Raw genomic sequence first — 16,344 nt, forward strand, 5'->3', positions numbered from 1 at the left:
TGATTAGAGGGAAATCGCGCAAACGATTTCTTGCCTTCCGTCTCCACTGCCCGTCTCAAAAAATCGCCGAAGGCGATTTTTTCTAGGAAACTTTTTCGTTGGCATTATTCTTATCGCCACCCCGTCGAGCCCGTGTCCAAATGTCGGCACTGACGTCGGAACCGGTATCCAGACCGGCAGGTCGGCCGTCAGACGGGTCAGTGGTCCAGTGCGTGGTGCATCCTTTAACGATGACTTCAAATCGTCCGCTCGCCCGAAAACATCACTACGTGCCGCAATGCTACCTAGCCGGTTTCACGGACAATGGCCGGAAAGATGGTTGGTTGAACGCGCGCAGGCTGGACGGCGTCGCCGCATTCCCTTCGAGACCACAGGGTGTAGGGGCGGAACGAGACTTCAACCGAGTCGACATTGATGGTCATCGCCTCGACGCGCTCGAAACCGCACTGAGCAAGTTCGAAAACGAGCTTGCCCCTATCTTGGCAGCCGTGGCGAAATCGCGCACCTTCCCTGCTGCCGACGATCTGAACCTTATCCTCAATTTGGCGTCCTTGCTTCACGCCCGACATCCGGAAGTGAGGAAAAGAATAAAGTCCGCAAACACCGATCTTGCTATGAATATCATGCGCACGGTCACGAATAACACGGCAAGGTGGGAGCACGAGATGAAGGCAGCGCAGGACGCCGGGTACATGGATCCCGCAGAACAACTGTGCTACGAAGACGCCAAGGACTTCATTGACCGCGGCGAGTTCACGGTGGAGGCCGATCCAACCCGGCAGCACGTGTTCGAGTTTGACGCGCAGGATGCGGCACTGAAGAAACTCGGCAAGATGAGCTGGTCGTTGTTTGTGTCAGGCGAGTTTGATTTTATTTCCACAGACCGTCCCGTCACGATTCGGTCGCGGGGGCGTCACGCGGCGGCGGCGCCTGCTGGCCTCGCCGATGCCGACGCCGAGGTCTTATTTCCACTTCATCGAAAACCCTACTTTTCGGTGTCTATGATCATCCAGCACCGCAGCTGGTCTTCCTTTCGAAGCAGGCTGTCGCCAAGGTCAATTCGCGCGTACTAGTCAACGCCCAAGTGTTCTATTACGGACGAGATTCGCATTTTCTCGCTGATGGGCCATCTGGACCGGTATGGCAGAACTTTGACAGCGTAGGGCACCCGTCCCAAACGTGCGGGGATTTCGCTATTTCCCACTAGGGTATGGGTTGAAAAACGAAGGAATTCCAACAGTCGAAATTAGCCGATTGATCGCTGTCGAAAAAATAGGGGTAAACTTTTACCTACATGTAGAAAAGTTTTCCACCCTATTCCAACAGCGAGAAGCGGCCATGAATTTCTTCGGATACGGACGGGTCAGCACGCTTGACCAAAACACCCAGAACCAGAAGCTCGAAATCGAACAGGCGGGCTACAAGCTGATGTCATGGTATGAGGACGTCGGAATCAGCGGGTCGACGCATGCCACGCAGCGCCCGCAGTTCAACGCGATGCTGGACAAGATTCGACCAGGCGAGACGCTGGTGGTCACCAAGCTCGACCGGTTAGGCCGCGATGCGCACGACGTAGGTTCGACAATCAAAACGCTGGCCGCAATGGACGTACAAGTTATCGTCCTGCAGCTCGGCAAGCTCGACCTGGCCTCGCCTCCTGGTAAGCTGATGTTGACAATGCTCGCAGCGGTGGCCGAGATGGAACGGGATCTGTTGGTGGAGCGTACCCAGGCAGGACTAGCCCGCGCGAAGGCGCAGGGAAAAATCCTCGGCAGACCGCTTAAAACGGCCCCCAAGGAGCGCGCCGAGATCGTCAGCAGGTATCAGCAGGACGAAAGGGTTAGCGCGCTGGCGCGGCTGTACGGCGTCTATCGTGCCAGCATCCTTGCGGCGGTCAAATCAGCAAGCTGACCGTTGCATTTTTTCGCCGTCCCGAGGCGCCGGCCTGCCGGGCGCCGGAAACAGATCATTTGTTCGTACTACCGCCAAGGTCCTGTCGCCAACGCACCATCAGTCCTTCTATGCAGGCAAAAATCGGAGCGCGTTCCTCGTTGGTAAGAAAGCCTTTGAACGCGACAATTTTGTCGCCAGGCTGATTTTTATATCGCAATGCGAACTGCAGGCGCTCACCGAGCGAGATCGCGACGATTTTCTCGAGCGTCTGGAGGCCATCGCCCAATGCCAGGATGAACCCCGGTGTTTCAGCGGGCATGACCTTAATGGGGAGCAGGGGCTTTCCCTCAAGCTCCTTGGCTATACAGAAGCTCAGTGGACCTGGACTTACAGCGTCCCTGGCGAAGTCAGCCTTTCCGCCGACTGGGGTAAGCTTGGCCCGGTACTTCCCCGCTTTCAGCGTGCCGTATGCATCGGTGCCGATCATGATCGAAAAATCGTACGCGTCCATTGTGTCGGCCGCTGAGGTAAGCGCCACTACGCGAACGCCACAGCTAGAAAAGCCTTTGGAGTCGCGCCTAATCTGCGCCTGCAGTTGCACCTGCTGCGCCTCGACGACTGCTTGGGCTAGCAATGGCTGACATGCGACCAGCAAGGCGACGCCTATCACCAGCCTAAAACGTTTAAGCATATTCTCCTTTTCGCGATGGAGCTCAAGCCGAGTTTTGAGGCGAACCCGTTAGCTGGGCTACGGAAGTCTATATGCGAAACCCGTGTCGGGGATGATGGGTCAAGAACGCCTTTAACTCCTCGGCCAACATGTGTACGAACTCATTCGAGTCAGTCGTCTGGACTGTTGACATGAGCCAAGTTGCCTGCACTCTACTCTGACACCATGTCTGCTTCGCTACCACGGGAGGGCATCATGGGATTGGAAAGTTCGCTGGATCTCGGCAGGCCGCCCCATCTGCGCAGCCGGCCTGAGAAAGTGACCGCTGGGTTCTGCCCCGCAAAGTATCCTTCGGTGGCCATTCTCGCACTGGCCATCGCGTCCTCCGCATTGCCTGCTGCCGCGGTCGCCGCGCCATACGCCTACTCGCTGAGCGGCGATCAGTTCGTTCGAATGATGTCCCACCCGGCGGAGCTGAACTCGGTGCAATACATGGACCGCGAAAAGGCTTACAGCTATCTCGACGGGGCCCGCGATTCAGGCGAGGGCCGAGTATGGTGCGACGTCAACGTACTTAAAACGGCGGACATGGCTTACGACCTGGCGCATGAAATCGCCAAAATGGCTCCAGCCGAGCGCAAGAAAAACGCCTCGCTACTGCTGCTCGACCTGCTTCACCGAAAATACCCCTGCCGTCCAGCTGGAGGCAGGCAATGAAGCCTTCCTTCATAGCCCTGCGCCAACACTACCCTCGAAACACGCTACAAGAAGCCCTGTTCGCCGACATTGGCTGGACCGACCTGGTCAGCAAGCCGGCCTATCGCGACACATGCGCAATTCGCATGAGCGTGGCGTTGCTGGCTTCCGGGATGTCACTGCCGAAGGCGAGAATGAAGGCAACCGCAGGGATGCTCGAGGTCAGGTACATCGAGCCCGGTCAAGGCAAACTGTCGCTGATCCTCAAGCGCACGTGGGGAAAGCCGGAGGATTACAAAGGAAAGCTCTCCGCACGAGACGGCATCGGAAAGCGCAGCGGAGTTGTTTCATTCTTCCGCATCCACGGCGGAGGCCCAGCGGACGGTGGTCACATAGACTTGATTTGGCCCGGCATTAACGGATTTCACGAATGCGCACGGAGTTGCTATTTCAGCGCTTCAGAAATCTGGTTCTGGCCGCTAGAATAGTTACTCAGGTGCCGCCCCAGATGAGCACGACCGATGAGAGACAGCGCGTCTGTGCGGTAACTCTTAGGGTAACAGCACCGCCGCCGCAAGCAGAAGTAATCGACGTCCAACGCCGCTGGAGGCGCACCTGGGTGCCTCCAACGGCGTAACGTTTCAACCCTGGCCCTGCCAAGGCGCCACCAACACATACACCACCTGCTTCGGCGTGCGCATCGACAGCTGCCAATCATTGCCCGCATCGGCCACGCCGGGCCGAGCGCAACTCCCCTGCACCAACTTCGGCACCAGATAACACACCGATAACCGACGGCGCATCCACACTCGCTTAGGCGAAAGAAAAAACATGTCACCACTGACGGGCGCGAAATTGCTGGCAAACTCAACCCCGTAGACCGCCCTGCCAGGCAGCGTCGACACCGGTATCGCCCGTCATGGCGAGCGAGTGGGATCGGCTAGAAGCTGTCATGCGCAAACAATCCTACAACGCCTGGCGTATGTTTTAAAAATTCAGCCCGATCATGGCTACCGTTGGTGCGGGGCGCATGTTGGCGTAACGGTGTTACTAAAGTTTGAATCGGATGAAGCCGAGCCATGGGGCAACGTCAACGTAAAAGTCGTTCCTTCGCAATCAGTCGACGTGACCTGCAAGTCGCCATTGTGTGCGCGCGCAATTTGGCGTGCGATAAACAACCCAATCCCGAGGCTGCTGCGTTCTGTTGCGCCCTGCCCAGGAGTGCATGCGACGCGAACGAACGGATCGAAGATCGCGGTCATATCATTTCGCGCAATAGTCTGGCCGCGATTATTTACCGCGATGACGGCGTTGGGCCCTTGGCTGCTCAAGGTGACAATTACCTGCTTCCCATGGTCGCCGTATTGAATGGCGTTGCCGATCAAGTTTGACAATGCTTGCGCGATGCGGGGCTCGTCGAACACGGCTTCGAGGCGGGGCGGCATCCGTAAGTCAATCAACTGTCCCGGATGAAATGTCCGCAATTCGTCAACCACGTCGCCACACACCCGCGACAAATTCGCGGTATGAACATTGACGGGGATGCCGGGCCCCAAACGCGTCCGAGTGAAGTCGATGAGGTCATTAATAAGCCGACTCATTCGCTGGGCGCCGTTGAACATTTTGGTTGCAATCAGCACGTACTTCGCCGGTAGATCGCCGGCCTGCATCAAGAAACTGCTCGCTGTTGTGATGGTGCCCAAAGGGTTGCGCAAGTCATGCCCGAGGATCGCAAGAAACATGTTCTGGCTCTTTGAGACCATCTCCTCATACTTGGCGATCGATTCTGCCAGCGACTGGTCCACCGCCTCGTTAAAGCGCGTGATATCGACCATGGACGTGGCGCTATTCTGCTGAGGGTATGCAGCCCATAACGTCAGTACGCTCGATCGCAATGCGCTGAATTCAGAAACAAGTTGAATGAACGTGCTGCCAGATAATAGCCTCGATTCTGCATGCGCCTCGGCGATTGCGACATTGAACCTATGGTCTGTCACTTTTTTCGATTGGTGCACGCGCTCTTGGTCAGTCTGCGGCACTGTCAGATCCTTGGCGATCACCTCAAGCAATAGCTTTGCGTGATCGCGAAGTTCTCTGTCATCCATCGCTAAAGCCCGCGGCTCGATACTGCAAGCGAAGCCCTCCCAGCACTGCAGAATTGATTCGAGATTCTGTTCGATAAAGTTTGCAAGACGGACTTGGGACACTTCACACCTCAAGGTGAGTCCGAACCCGCGCGGTCGCATGTAAGAGAGCAGGCCTCATACGTGACTACAATCTGCGCCTGCTTTTGCATGGCATTCGCCTCCGCCGCTTCTCGTCTCGTCTATCAGGCAATGCGGCTTGGTGGTTCTGGAACTTCAATAACGTCGGGCGCTTACCCGCGGCGGTTGTTGGATGAATGGGGCTTGGCACGTCGAAATCGTCGCTTCCATCGCACCACAAATATTGCTGACTTGCATTTTCAGGCAAAACGCAGCCGCAAAAGTCTCGGGCGCGTACCAAGCCAGTTTGGAAAGGATGTCACTCATCGGTCAAACCTTAGTAGGCCGCAAATGACCGAAATCATGGCGTCGATGCAAGCGGCATATGTTTTAAGTTTAACCCGTAGTTACGTTTTGTCGATACCTTTTTGCAAATACAAACGAGCCTTGCTGGGCGGCGCTGCCTGATGCCAGCAGGGTTGGAAGGGCCGTCCGTGCGGTACCCGCGCTAAACGGACGTTGTCGACGACAGTTGCAAAAACCGCGCGTGCATCGGAGACGTTGGTATGAGCGAAATACAACACGTTGATCGACTGCCTGACGCTGCTGATCGGCGACCATCTGACGATGTCGACCCTGCACGCGGCACTGCGCCGCGCCGAAGCGCAAAACAATTAACCGGAGCACCAAGATGGGGATCGCGTCGGAATCGGCCGGCTCAGCACGGGCGTTCCAGGCCTAGACGAACTGATGGGCTCCGGGGTGCCCGAACTGTCGTTGAACCTAATCGCCGGCAACGCCGGCAGCGGCCAAGACGACGCTGGCGCACCAGATGCTGTTCGGCATGGCCAATCCCGCCTGCAGCGCCCTGTTCTTTACCGTGATGGGCGAACCGCCCCTGAAGATGCTGCGCTACCAGCAGCAGTAAGAGTTCTTCGATTTCGACAAGCTCGACACGTCGGTCAAGTTCGTCAACCTGGCCGCCGACCTGGTCGACGGCAATTTCGACCGCGTCATCGCGCGCATTATCGACGAAGTCCAGGATTTTTCGCCGAGCCTGGTATTCGTCGATTCGTTCCGCTCCATCATGCGCTCGGCACAGCCCGATAGCGAAGGCGCCGCCGCCTTGCAGTTCTTTATCCAGCAACTGGGCATGCAAATGATCAGCTGGCTGGCCACCACGTTCCTTATCGCCGAGTTCGCAATGCCCGAGGACGGACCCGGTGCGCTGTTCACAGTCGCGGACGGCATCATCTGGCTGTCGCAGCAGTCGCGCGGCAACACCATGGCGCGCCAGATCCAGATCCTGAAGATGCGCAACGCAGCGCATGACCTCGGCGCGTGCAGCTTCCGCATCGACAACGCCGGCGTCAGGGTGCTTCCAATGACGGCGCCGGCCGGCGCCGATGCGCCGCGGCCCGGCTCGACTGCCGTGCGCCTGGCGAGCGGCGTGCCCGGGCTCGATGCGATGCTCGGCGGCGGCGTGCCGAAGGGTTATGCGCCGCTGCTGGCGGGGCCGTCCGGCGTGGGCAAGTCGGTGCTGGCGTCAGAGTTCCTGGTCGAGGGCGTGCGCGCCGGCGGCAACGGCATCCTCGCCACCTTCGACACCGACTACAACCCGCGGCTGCACCAGCTCGTCTTGGACGGCAACATCGGCGTTTGCCATCCGCGCTTGCAGGACGTGTCGTTCGACGAATTCCTGCATGACCTGGTCACGCTGATCGCCGAAAAAAAATCGACCCGGGTCGTCATCGACTCACTGTCCGCATTGGCGCTTGCGCCGACCGATGACATTGGCCAGGCGCTGCGCCGGATGGTCAAGGTGCTCAAGGCCGTCGGCGTCACCGTGATGATGCCAAGCGGAGCCGAGGACGGCGCCGCCGGCTTCCTGGCCGACGCCATCGTCACGCAGCGTCACGTTGAAGTGGCAGGCCAACGCCGCCGTGCCATTGCCGTGCTCAAGGTACGCGGCAGCAGCCACAGCCAGCAGATGCGCTACTACGACATCGTCGATGGCCGCATCGATATCGGCGAAGCGCTGGCGTAGTCACGACGACGGCACGGTGTCATCCTCGCCGCAGCCCAGCAGTTCCTTCCGCAGAGCGTCGTTGAACGCCGGCAAGTCGTCCGGCTTGCGGCTGGTGATCAGCCGGCCGTCGACGACCACTTCGTCGTCGGTCCACTCGGCGCCGGCGTTGCGCAGGTCTTGCTGCAGGCTGGGCCAGCTGGTCATGTGTTTCGACATCGCCACGCCGGCGTCGATCAGTGTCCACGGGCCGTGGCAGATCGCCGCCATCGGCTTGTCGGACTCGGCGAAGTCGCGAATGAAGGTAATCGATTCCGGACTGAGCCGGAGCATGTCTGGATTGGCCACGCCGCCAGGCAGCACCAGGCCGTCGTAATCGCCTGTCTTGGCGTCGGTGATGTTTTTCTCGACCGTAAATTTGTCGCCCGGCGTCACGTGATTGAAGCCCTGGATCGCGTCGCCGTCGTTTTTCGGCGACAGCAACACCACCTCGGCGCCATTTTTCTCCAGAAACTCGCGCGGCGACGTGTACTCGATCTGCTCGACGCCATCGGTCATCAGTACGGCCACGCGCTTGCCCTTCAGGGGCTGGTCATTGATCCGATCGTGCTCCATTGCCTCTCCCGGTTTCGTCTTTCACGGTTCAATCATAGTGTGTTTGGATTGTCTTCGGCGCGCGCGGGCGGCGCCCGCGCGCTGCAGATCGATGAGCAAATGCGCGGTAGTAACTGTGCCGAAACATCCCGCTGGCGAAAAAAAGCAGCTCGTCCGTGTACACAATGCTATGCAAAAAGCCTAGAATAATATGCAGGGTAGGTGCGGACGGCGTCCGCGCCTTTGCGAGCGCCCCACCCAACGAAAGCCGACAATGGCGGTAAAGCGTTTAATCTGCATCTCGACCAAAGGCGGAAACGCGGTGCGCGACACATGCGGACCTCTTAGCGGCTGGGATGTGTGCGTCATTTCAAGCTTGCATGAGGCTAACCGTGTACTGCAAACGCAGCGTTACCTGGTCGGGTTGCTCTTGGATTGTATCGACACTGCCACGGCGGCAGAGTCGGATCAATTCTTGCGCCGCCACTGTAACGTTCAATGGGTCGGCGTCATCGAGCGCAGCGTGCTCGATGCCCCCGAATCGCGCGCGCTGATGGTGGACCACTTGTGCGATTTCCATACGCTGCCGCTTGACCACGCTCGTTTGCATCACACTCTTGGCCATGCGCACGGATGGGCGATGCTGCGCGAGCGCCCAATTGATCAGGCCAGCGCCAGCGGTTTTCAATCAATTCAGGGCGACTCGGCGGCCATCAACGCGTTGCGCGTGCAGATACGCAAGGTTGCTCCGGTCAATGCGCCGGTGTTGATCTGGGGTGAGAGTGGCAGCGGCAAGGAACTGGCCGCGCACGCCATTCACGCCAATTCGCCGCACGCCCGCGGTCCGTTTGTCCCCATCAATTGCGGCGCCCTGCCGCCGGGCCTGATTCAGTCCGAGCTGTTCGGCTACGAGCGCGGCTCATTTACCGGCGCCGCCAAGGAAAAGGCAGGCCTGATCGAATCGGCTGCCGGCGGTACCATCTTCCTCGATGAAATCGGGGACCTGCCGAAAGATATTCAGTCAAATCTGCTGCGATTCCTGCAGGAACGCACCATCACGCGCATCGGCGCCACGCGCGAAATCGCAGTCGACGCACGTGTCATCGCGGCATCACACGTTAACTTGAAAAACGCGGTCGCGCAGGGCCAGTTCCGCGAAGATTTGTACTACCGCTTGAACGTCTTGCCGATCGAGGTCCCCCCGCTGAGAGAGCGCAAGTCAGATCTGCCGTTGCTGGCCGAGCACTTCTTCCGTGCATATTCGGCCGAAAAAGGCGCGCACGTAAAGGGATTCAGCAGCAAGGCAATGCGCGCCATGGAGCAGCATGACTGGCCGGGCAACGTGCGTGAGCTGATCAATTGCATCCGGCGCGCGATGGTGCTCGCCGATGGCCGGCTGATCACCCCTGCCGACCTCAACCTTGCTGGCGAAACGTCCGCTTTCCACGGCGACGCGCTGGGGCAATCGCGCCTGCGCGCCGAGCGTGACGCCATTTGCGTCAGTCTGGCGAACGCCGGCAAGAACGTCACTCATGCAGCGAAAGACTTGGGCGTGTCGCGCATGACTCTGTATCGCCTGCTCGCCAAATACAACATCAGCGTCTGACGACACGCGCGCGCCTCGCAGTTGTAACCGGTTGTAACGCCGCAGTTACACTTTCCCCAAAGCCAAGCACGCTGCCACTCGCCGCAACGCGGATTACCCACGCTGGATAGGCAAACCTGCCGCTATTTTCCGCACACTGTAACAGCCCTGTGACACTTCTTCACGCCCTCGTTTGACATCCGGCAATCTAATGTTGAAGCGAACACGAGCGGAATATCTTCCGCTTGGAAAATCAATCACTTGCAAACAGGACCTGTTCTTGGCACCGTTATTGCTATCCCTCTCTTGTCCGGCATAAATATGCCGGTCGCAATCTTTCTTAAAGAATTCTCAACTGGAGGGGATATTCATGAAACGGACTACCATTGCAGCGGCGCTTTTGATGGCCTTCAGTATCACGGCACAAGCACAGTCGAGCGACCCAGAGAACACGGTGCGCCGGGTTGGTGGCAATAACACGCAAACCGCCACGACGACGGTCTCATCGACCGACAACAACTCGTCGCAGGATGATTCCAGCGGCCAGAACAACAGTACCGGGAACGCCCGCGCCACTGCAGCAGGATCTGCAGCGGCCAACAACGGCAGCACCGCCACGGCCAATTTTTCCGATTCATTCAACGCCAACACGGCAACAGCGACCAGCACGCTGAATGGTTCGGTCGGCGGCAACAACGTCACCAATATCGGTAACGTCGCCACCAATTCGGGCAACGCCAACGGCGGCGCCGGCAACGGCGCCAGAGGCGGTGTCGGTACCGGCGGCAGCGCGGAAGGGGCACGCGGCGGCGACGGCGCCCGCGCCAGCGGCGCCAACGCATCGTCCGGATCTGAAGGCGGCGACGCCACGTCGGGCGCGGCGTCGAACGGCACCGTGCGGGTCGGCGCCGCGAATGGCGGCGACGGCGGTAACGGCGGCGCGGCGCGCGATGCGACCAGCGGCAGGGTCGGCGCCGGTGGCGCCGGCGGCGATGGCGGCGCAGGCGGCTTGGCGCGCGGCACCGGTGGTGACGGCGGCAACGCCAACGCCAACGGCGGCGCCGGTGGGGCCAGCGGGACGACCAGCGGCGACGGCGGCCTGGCGCGCGGCACCGGCGGCGATGGCGGCGACGCCACCGGCACCGGCGGCGCCGGCGCGCGCGGCGCCCGCGGCGGCGACGCCACCGGCGGCGCAGGCGGCGTCGCCGGACCTCTCGACGGGGCGAATGGCGCACGCACGGGCAATGCACGCGGTGCCGATGGCGGTGACGGCGGCCGCATCGGCGCAGCAACGGCAGGTACCGGCCAAGCCGGCGGCGCGGGCGGTGCTGGCGGTGGTGGCGGCGCTGGTGGCGGTTCGACCGGTTCGGGCCAGACGGCATCGAACGGCGCCGGTGGCGGCGACGCGATGGCTGGCGCCAGCACAGCGATGTCGCGTGAGCGCGGCGCCGGCGCCGGCACCGCGACGAGCGGCGCGGGCGGCACCAGCACGGGCGGTGCCGGCACCAGCGGCGCCAATAGCGCCACCGCAGGCAACTCGACCGCGGGGATGGGCGGCGCAGGCGCAAGCGCAGGCAGCGGCGGGGCTGGCGGCACCGGTGGCGGCGTCAGCAACACGGCTGGGGCAGGCGCGGCAGGCGGCACGGCAACGAGCGGCGCAGGCGGCGCGGGCGGCACCCTGACCAGCACCGGCGGCGCCGGCGCTAGCGGCAGCGGTGGCGCAGGCGGCGGCGGCGGCTCCGGCGCCAGCGGTACGGCAACTGCCGGTGGCGGTTCGGGTGGCACAGCAACGGCGGGCGCCGCAACCGGCGGTACCTCGACCGGTGGCGCGGCTGGTGGCGGCACGGCAACGGCGGGCGCAGGCTCGGGCGGCACTGCAACAGGCGGCGCCGGCGCTACGGCTGGCAACGGCGGCGCAGGCGGCACCAGCGGCATGGCCTCGAATACCGGCGGCGCCGGCGCCACGGGTGGCGCGGCCACTGGCGGTACCGCAACCGGCGGCACCAGCACGAGCGGCGCGGCAAGCGGCGGTGCCGGCGGCGCCGGTGGTGCAGGCGGCACCAACACCGGCGGCATGGGCGGCGCAGCAGGCTCCAATACTGCCGGAATTGGCAATGGCGGCGCAGGCGGCGCAGGCAGCGGCGGTGCTGGCGGCACCAACTCGATCACCACCGGCGCGTTCGACATGTCCAACGCGATGAGTGGCGCGGCCCAGTCGGCCGCCGGCATCATGGTCATGAGCCAGAACAGCGGCATCTCGTCCCTGGTCCAGCAAAGCGTCAACGTCCAGGCCAACCTCGCGGTGGGCAGTCGCTAAGCCCTTTCACCGCCATGCCGAAGCCGGCATGGCGGTGCTTTTTCGAGCAGGGAGAGCAGATGAACCAGTTTTTGATGAGGATGACCCTCGTTGGCGGCCTGGCCTGCGCCAGCGCCCATGCGATGGCGCAGGCACCGGCCCGGACCAGCGCTGACCCACCGGCGTCGGCAGCGCCCGCAGTGAGTGCGCCGCCGTTGGAAGAAGCAAGCCGTGCGGTGCCGGGACTGGGTGCGCCGCTGAAATCGGCGCAACTGGCCAGTTCGCGCGGCGGCGCCGACACCGCTACCGCGATCAGCGACGCGCGGCTGAACGCGACCGTGACGAACAACACAGCGACCAATGTCTCGAGCGGAAACAACACGATCGACAGCGGTTCGTTTGCCAACATGAGCGGCCTGCCGATGGTCATTCAAAACACCGGTGCGAACGTCCTCATCCAGAACGCCACCGTGATCAATTTGCAGCTACGATGATAATCAAAAAGCAATGCCTGACGCTGTGCCTGACGTCGATGCTGGCCCTGCCACCCCAGGCTGCGCACGCGATCGAACTGGCGGGAGCGTCGGGGATCAGGATGGTGGTGCCGTTAAAAACGCTCAAGCAGGTGCGCTTCGACGCGACGGTACGCCAGCAATACGATTTCAGTTGCGGCTCGGCCGCGCTGGCGACTTTGCTTACCCATCATTACGGCATGCGCGTATCCGAACAGGAAGCGTTCGAACAGATGTACCAGAACGGCGATCAGGCCAAGATTCGCCAGCAAGGCTTTTCTCTGCTCGACATGCAGCGTTTCCTCGCCACCCGTGGCTTGCCCGCCGACGGTTTTGAATTACCGCTCGAGAAACTGGCGGAATCGAAATTGCCCGCGATCGTCCTGGTGGCGGACAAGGGATACAACCATTTCGTGGTCATCAAGGGCCTTGCCGATGGCCGGGTCCTGCTGGGCGACCCGTCGAGCGGCGCGCGTTCGGTGCCGATCGAGCAGTTCCGCCAGATGTGGACCAGCAAGCTGTTGTTCGTCATTCACGGTTACAAGGGTGAGGTGGGGTTCAACCGCAGTTCCGACTGGCGGTTGGCGCCGATGGCGCCGCTGGCGGAAGGCCTCGCTCGCGCCAGCCTCGATCACGTCGGCCTGCCTAAATTTGGGCCAGGCGATTTTTAGAAGGAGTTTGCCATGCGTTATCGATCAACGCCGGTGCTGCTGTTGGCCATGGCGTGCATGACGGCGACGGCCAATGAGCAAGCGCCGACGCCGCAACTGACAGCCCGCGCGCTGGACCTGGAAGTCATCTGCGCGGCGCCGGACGGCTGGCGCAGGGTCGACGCCATTGCGCTCGACTCGATGCGCGGCGGCTTCCTTGCGCCCGGCGGCCTTACCGTCTCGCTCGGCATCGAGCGGCTGGTATCGATCAATGGCGCAGTCGTCGCCCACACCAATTTTCAGATTGCCAGTGTGCGCAGCATCACGGGCGCCGAGGCAAGCCAGGCGCATGACGCGTTGAGCTCCGCCAGGCTGGTGCAGAACGGCGCCAACAATTTCGCCGTCGGCGATGCGCTTGCCGGCGGCGGCACCTTCGTGCAGAACACGCTCGATGGCCAGTCGATCAACAGCCAGACGACGATAAGTTCGACCGTCAACAGCGCGTCGCTGCTGAAGGATATGCATTTCCAAGCCGGGATGCGAGAAGCCGCCGTCAGGGCGATCGGGACGCACTAGGGTAGGCCGGTGCGGAATAGTTTTGTGTCGAGACAGGAGAGACTGATGCATGGAAAAATCGTAGCACGACTCGGCGGCGCCGGCCTGACGGCGCTGCTGCTTGCGCCGCCGGTGTTTGCCCAACAGGCCGGTCAGAGCATGCAACAGATTGAAGAAGCGCTGAAGAAATTACAGAGTGCCCTTGACGACCAGCGTCGCCTGGTCGAACAGTTGTCCGGCGAAATGCGCGTTCAGCGCGAGCAGCTGCGCGCGATGCAGCGCGGTTCAGCCGAACTGCTGGCCAGCCAGCGCGGCACGGGTCCGGGCAGTGCCGCCCAGGCCCAGGGCGAGGCACAAGGTCAGGCGCAAGTACAGATGCAAAGCGCGCAGCAAGCGGTCGGCAAGGCGCCAGCCAAGGATGGCCGCCCGCCCGAAATCGCACCGCTGTTCGAGCAGCCCGGCGTGCTGACCCAGAAGGGGAAATACGTGCTGGAGCCCGCGCTGCAATTTGGCTACTCGTCGAGCAACCGGGTCGCGCTGGTTGGCTACACCATCATCCCCGCCCTGCTGATCGGCCTGATCGACGTTCGCGAAATCAAGCGCAACACGTTCACCGCGTCGCTGAGCGGGCGCACCGGTCTGTCGAACCGGCTGGAAGTGGAAGTAAAGGTGCCGTATGTGTATCGTTCGGACGCGACGGTCAGCCGCGAAATATTCACCGGCACCGCGGTAGAGCGAGCATTCGATACGTCTGGCAAGGCGCTCGGCGATGTCGAGCTTGCGGCGCGCTACCAGCTCAATGACGGCGGCGCCAACAAACCGTATTACCTTGGTGGCTTGCGTCTGAAGTCACGCACCGGGCGCGATCCTTTCGACGTCGTTACCGACTGCACCAAGCGCTGCATCGGCGAGAATGTCACCGGCACCGGCCTGCCGCTGGAGCTGCCGACCGGCTCAGGCTTCTACTCACTGCAGCCCAGCCTGACCTGGCTGTTTCCGTCCGATCCGGCAATTTTCTTCGGCAGCGTCAGTTACATCCATACCATCAAGCGCAGCAACGTCAGCCGGCTCATTCTCGGGGGCGTGCGCGAACCGATCGGCGAGCTGGAACCGGGCGGTGTGATCGGCTTCAATTTCGGCATGGGCCTGGCGCTCAACGAGAAAACCTCGCTCAGCCTCGGCTATGATCATAGTACGATCGCGCGCATGCGCCAGAGCGGCGCACCGGTGCCAGGCTCGGTACGCACCCAGCTCGGCACCTTGCTGATCGGTTATTCGTACCGCCTCAGCGACAAGCGCACGCTGAACGTGTCAATCGGTGCCGGCGTCACACGCGACACACCGGACGTGTCGCTGTCGGTACGGGTGCCGATGAATTTCTAACTTGTAGTAGCGTATGCTACTACTCGGCGCCCAGCACCCGCAGGCGCGCGCGCAGGCGATGGATTTCGTCGCCAAGGTCGAGCACCAGCGCGGCGATGTCCTCGTTGGCGTCGAACACGCTTTCGAGGCTGAGCAGCCGGCGCGCGCGCACCAGGTCGGCGCTGCCGAATTGCAACCGTTCAGGCGCCGACGCGTCGATGTCGCCGCCGAGCACGCCGGCGCGCACATGGCGCACGACCCACTCAGCTTCGACGTCGCAGGCGCGCGCCAGTTCCTCGACGCCGAGCGCGACCTGGTCGATCAGTACGCCGCTGACGGAATTGTCAAGCGCCATTCATCAGCCTCCTGTTCTTGCGCGCGGATTGAACGATCCGAATTCGCGCGCCATGGTTTCGTATAGCTGGCGCGCCCTGTCGTTGTCGGCCGGCGGCAGCACGACGTCGAGCACCAGGTACAGGTCGCCGGGCGGGTTGGCCGGAATTCCGCGCGCCTTCAGGCGCAGCTTGCGCCCGGTCTGCGAATTGATCGGCACCTTGACCTCGACCTCGCCGGACGGCGTCGGCACGGTGATGTGGGCGCCGAGCGCCGCTTCCCATGGCGCCACCGGCACCGATTCGTACACGCTGCTGCCTTCGACCCGGTAGCGCGCGTCCGGGGTCAGGCCGATTTCAAGGAACAGGTCGCCCGGCGGGCCGCCGCCGATGCCGGCATGGCCCTGCCCTGCCAGGCGCAGCTGCTGGCCCGGCAGCACGCCTTTCGGAATGTTAACGTTGAGCTGCTTGTCGGTGCTGACGAGTCGGCCGGCGGCATCGCGCGGCGGCGCACGCATCGTCACGGTGCGGGTGGCGCCGTGGTAGGCGTCGGCCAGGTCGATGCCGATGCTGGCGTGAATGTCTACGCCGCGCATCTGGTAGCCGCCGCCGCGCGCGCCGGCGCGCGAGCGCCGGCCGACATGGGCGAACAGGTCGGAGAAGAAATCGCTGTCCATGTCGGCCCCGCCATGGGAAGAGGCCCAGTCGGGCGGCGGCCGGAATTCCTGGCCAGGGCCGCGACCGCTGCCCAGTTCGTCGTAGGCAGCGCGCTTTTCCGGGTCGCCCAGCACGCCGTAGGCCTCGTTGATTTCCTTGGTCTTGGCGTCGGCATCCTTGGACTTGCTGACGTCGGGATGATACTTGCGCACGAGCTTGCGGTAGGCCTTCTTGATGTCGTCGGCCGAGGCGCTCTTGTCGACCCCGAGGGCCCGGTAATAGTCCTTGTATTCCACGAATTGGCTCCCGCGC

Annotated in this window: 18 protein-coding genes; 12 read left to right on the forward strand and 6 right to left on the reverse strand. The window is 62.1% G+C overall.

The features are described from left to right. The first annotated feature begins 230 nt into the window (after positions 1–230). Positions 231–1,073, forward strand: a complete 843-nt coding sequence (locus ACP7DD_RS17670) for a DUF4238 domain-containing protein (RefSeq protein WP_426176105.1) — start codon at positions 231–233, stop codon at positions 1,071–1,073. Between the two features lie 265 nt (positions 1,074–1,338). Further along, entirely contained in the window at positions 1,339–1,911 is a 573-nt protein-coding gene (locus ACP7DD_RS17675; RefSeq protein WP_426176106.1) for a recombinase family protein, read from the forward strand. A gap of 55 nt (positions 1,912–1,966) precedes the next feature. Here the strand turns inward: ACP7DD_RS17675 and ACP7DD_RS17680 are convergent, their stop codons facing one another. Next, positions 1,967–2,584 (reverse strand): hypothetical protein, encoded by a 618-nt coding sequence (locus tag ACP7DD_RS17680; RefSeq protein ID WP_426176107.1) that lies wholly within the window; start codon positions 2,582–2,584, stop codon positions 1,967–1,969. A gap of 204 nt (positions 2,585–2,788) precedes the next feature. On the opposite strand from ACP7DD_RS17680, the gene ACP7DD_RS17685 reads away from it, so the two are divergent. Beyond that, positions 2,789–3,280 carry a Rap1a/Tai family immunity protein gene (locus tag ACP7DD_RS17685; protein WP_426176108.1) on the forward strand — a complete coding sequence of 164 codons (492 nt, stop codon included), beginning with the start codon at positions 2,789–2,791 and terminating at the stop codon, positions 3,278–3,280. Beyond that, positions 3,277–3,747 carry a T6SS effector amidase Tae4 family protein gene (locus ACP7DD_RS17690; RefSeq protein WP_426176109.1) on the forward strand — a complete coding sequence of 157 codons (471 nt, stop codon included), beginning with the start codon at positions 3,277–3,279 and terminating at the stop codon, positions 3,745–3,747. The genes ACP7DD_RS17685 and ACP7DD_RS17690 overlap by 4 nt, the downstream gene beginning before the upstream one ends. 153 nt (positions 3,748–3,900) lie before the next feature. Here ACP7DD_RS17690 and ACP7DD_RS17695 read toward each other — a convergent pair whose 3' ends face one another. Both ACP7DD_RS17695 and ACP7DD_RS17700 read right to left on the reverse strand, forming a co-directional pair. Continuing rightward, positions 3,901–4,164, reverse strand: coding sequence for a hypothetical protein (locus ACP7DD_RS17695; RefSeq protein ID WP_426176110.1), 264 nt, complete (start codon positions 4,162–4,164; stop codon positions 3,901–3,903). A gap of 105 nt (positions 4,165–4,269) precedes the next feature. Next, positions 4,270–5,466 (reverse strand): sensor histidine kinase, encoded by a 1,197-nt coding sequence (locus ACP7DD_RS17700; RefSeq protein ID WP_426176111.1) that lies wholly within the window; start codon positions 5,464–5,466, stop codon positions 4,270–4,272. 87 nt (positions 5,467–5,553) lie between these two features. On the opposite strand from ACP7DD_RS17700, the gene ACP7DD_RS17705 reads away from it, so the two are divergent. Then, on the forward strand, positions 5,554–5,931 hold the full coding sequence (locus ACP7DD_RS17705; protein WP_426176112.1) for a hypothetical protein: 378 nt from the start codon (positions 5,554–5,556) through the stop codon (positions 5,929–5,931). Positions 5,932–6,490: 559 nt separating this feature from the next. Then, the gene (locus tag ACP7DD_RS17710) at positions 6,491–7,510 is read left to right on the forward strand and encodes an RAD55 family ATPase (protein WP_426176145.1); all 1,020 of its coding nucleotides are present in this window, start codon (positions 6,491–6,493) and stop codon (positions 7,508–7,510) included. Here ACP7DD_RS17710 and ACP7DD_RS17715 read toward each other — a convergent pair whose 3' ends face one another. Further along, a complete protein-coding gene (locus ACP7DD_RS17715; protein ID WP_426176113.1) occupies positions 7,511–8,104 on the reverse strand; it encodes a type 1 glutamine amidotransferase domain-containing protein in 594 nt (197 codons plus the stop codon). A 253-nt stretch (positions 8,105–8,357) separates the two neighbouring features. Here ACP7DD_RS17715 and ACP7DD_RS17720 point away from each other — a divergent pair, with 253 nt between their 5' ends. The 6 genes from ACP7DD_RS17720 to ACP7DD_RS17745 all read left to right on the forward strand — a co-directional run bounded on the left by ACP7DD_RS17720 (position 8,358) and on the right by ACP7DD_RS17745 (position 15,064). Next, positions 8,358–9,689, forward strand: a complete 1,332-nt coding sequence (locus tag ACP7DD_RS17720) for a sigma 54-interacting transcriptional regulator (protein ID WP_426176114.1) — start codon at positions 8,358–8,360, stop codon at positions 9,687–9,689. 349 nt (positions 9,690–10,038) lie between these two features. Continuing rightward, a complete protein-coding gene (locus tag ACP7DD_RS17725) occupies positions 10,039–11,985 on the forward strand; it encodes a hypothetical protein (protein ID WP_426176115.1) in 1,947 nt (648 codons plus the stop codon). A gap of 59 nt (positions 11,986–12,044) precedes the next feature. Next, on the forward strand, positions 12,045–12,458 hold the full coding sequence (locus ACP7DD_RS17730; protein WP_426176116.1) for a hypothetical protein: 414 nt from the start codon (positions 12,045–12,047) through the stop codon (positions 12,456–12,458). A 38-nt stretch (positions 12,459–12,496) separates the two neighbouring features. After that, the gene (locus ACP7DD_RS17735; RefSeq protein WP_426176117.1) at positions 12,497–13,147 is read left to right on the forward strand and encodes a C39 family peptidase; all 651 of its coding nucleotides are present in this window, start codon (positions 12,497–12,499) and stop codon (positions 13,145–13,147) included. A gap of 12 nt (positions 13,148–13,159) precedes the next feature. Further along, positions 13,160–13,702, forward strand: coding sequence for a hypothetical protein (locus ACP7DD_RS17740; protein WP_426176118.1), 543 nt, complete (start codon positions 13,160–13,162; stop codon positions 13,700–13,702). Between the two features lie 45 nt (positions 13,703–13,747). After that, a complete protein-coding gene (locus ACP7DD_RS17745) occupies positions 13,748–15,064 on the forward strand; it encodes an acetate kinase (RefSeq protein ID WP_426176119.1) in 1,317 nt (438 codons plus the stop codon). A gap of 19 nt (positions 15,065–15,083) precedes the next feature. On the opposite strand, the gene ACP7DD_RS17750 is transcribed toward ACP7DD_RS17745, so the two are convergent. Then, complete coding sequence (locus tag ACP7DD_RS17750; protein WP_426176120.1) at positions 15,084–15,398, reverse strand: MerR family transcriptional regulator; 315 nt, start codon at positions 15,396–15,398, stop codon at positions 15,084–15,086. 3 nt (positions 15,399–15,401) lie between these two features. Continuing rightward, positions 15,402–16,328, reverse strand: coding sequence for a DnaJ C-terminal domain-containing protein (locus ACP7DD_RS17755; RefSeq protein WP_426176121.1), 927 nt, complete (start codon positions 16,326–16,328; stop codon positions 15,402–15,404). Positions 16,329–16,344 lie beyond the last annotated feature (16 nt).

It is taken from the genome of Massilia sp. TWR1-2-2 (genome assembly GCF_049897565.1).
Taxonomy (GTDB): Bacteria; Pseudomonadota; Gammaproteobacteria; order Burkholderiales; family Burkholderiaceae_D; genus JAFCUW01.

Excerpts from the sequence above, each read along its gene's own strand:
- ACP7DD_RS17690 (WP_426176109.1), top strand. The coding sequence starts at position 3,277 with ATGAAGCCTTCCTTCATAGCCCTGCGCCAACACTACCCTCGAAACACG.
- ACP7DD_RS17725 (WP_426176115.1), top strand. The coding sequence starts at position 10,039 with ATGAAACGGACTACCATTGCAGCGGCGCTTTTGATGGCCTTCAGTATC.
- ACP7DD_RS17735 (WP_426176117.1), top strand. The coding sequence starts at position 12,497 with ATGCTGGCCCTGCCACCCCAGGCTGCGCACGCGATCGAACTGGCGGGA.
- ACP7DD_RS17705 (WP_426176112.1), top strand. The coding sequence starts at position 5,554 with ATGGCATTCGCCTCCGCCGCTTCTCGTCTCGTCTATCAGGCAATGCGG.
- ACP7DD_RS17750 (WP_426176120.1), bottom strand. The coding sequence starts at position 15,398 with ATGGCGCTTGACAATTCCGTCAGCGGCGTACTGATCGACCAGGTCGCG.
- ACP7DD_RS17675 (WP_426176106.1), top strand. The coding sequence starts at position 1,339 with ATGAATTTCTTCGGATACGGACGGGTCAGCACGCTTGACCAAAACACC.
- ACP7DD_RS17730 (WP_426176116.1), top strand. The coding sequence starts at position 12,045 with ATGAACCAGTTTTTGATGAGGATGACCCTCGTTGGCGGCCTGGCCTGC.
- ACP7DD_RS17685 (WP_426176108.1), top strand. The coding sequence starts at position 2,789 with ATGTCTGCTTCGCTACCACGGGAGGGCATCATGGGATTGGAAAGTTCG.
- ACP7DD_RS17680 (WP_426176107.1), bottom strand. The coding sequence starts at position 2,584 with ATGCTTAAACGTTTTAGGCTGGTGATAGGCGTCGCCTTGCTGGTCGCA.
- ACP7DD_RS17740 (WP_426176118.1), top strand. The coding sequence starts at position 13,160 with ATGCGTTATCGATCAACGCCGGTGCTGCTGTTGGCCATGGCGTGCATG.
- ACP7DD_RS17670 (WP_426176105.1), top strand. The coding sequence starts at position 231 with ATGACTTCAAATCGTCCGCTCGCCCGAAAACATCACTACGTGCCGCAA.
- ACP7DD_RS17720 (WP_426176114.1), top strand. The coding sequence starts at position 8,358 with ATGGCGGTAAAGCGTTTAATCTGCATCTCGACCAAAGGCGGAAACGCG.
- ACP7DD_RS17715 (WP_426176113.1), bottom strand. The coding sequence starts at position 8,104 with ATGGAGCACGATCGGATCAATGACCAGCCCCTGAAGGGCAAGCGCGTG.
- ACP7DD_RS17745 (WP_426176119.1), top strand. The coding sequence starts at position 13,748 with ATGCATGGAAAAATCGTAGCACGACTCGGCGGCGCCGGCCTGACGGCG.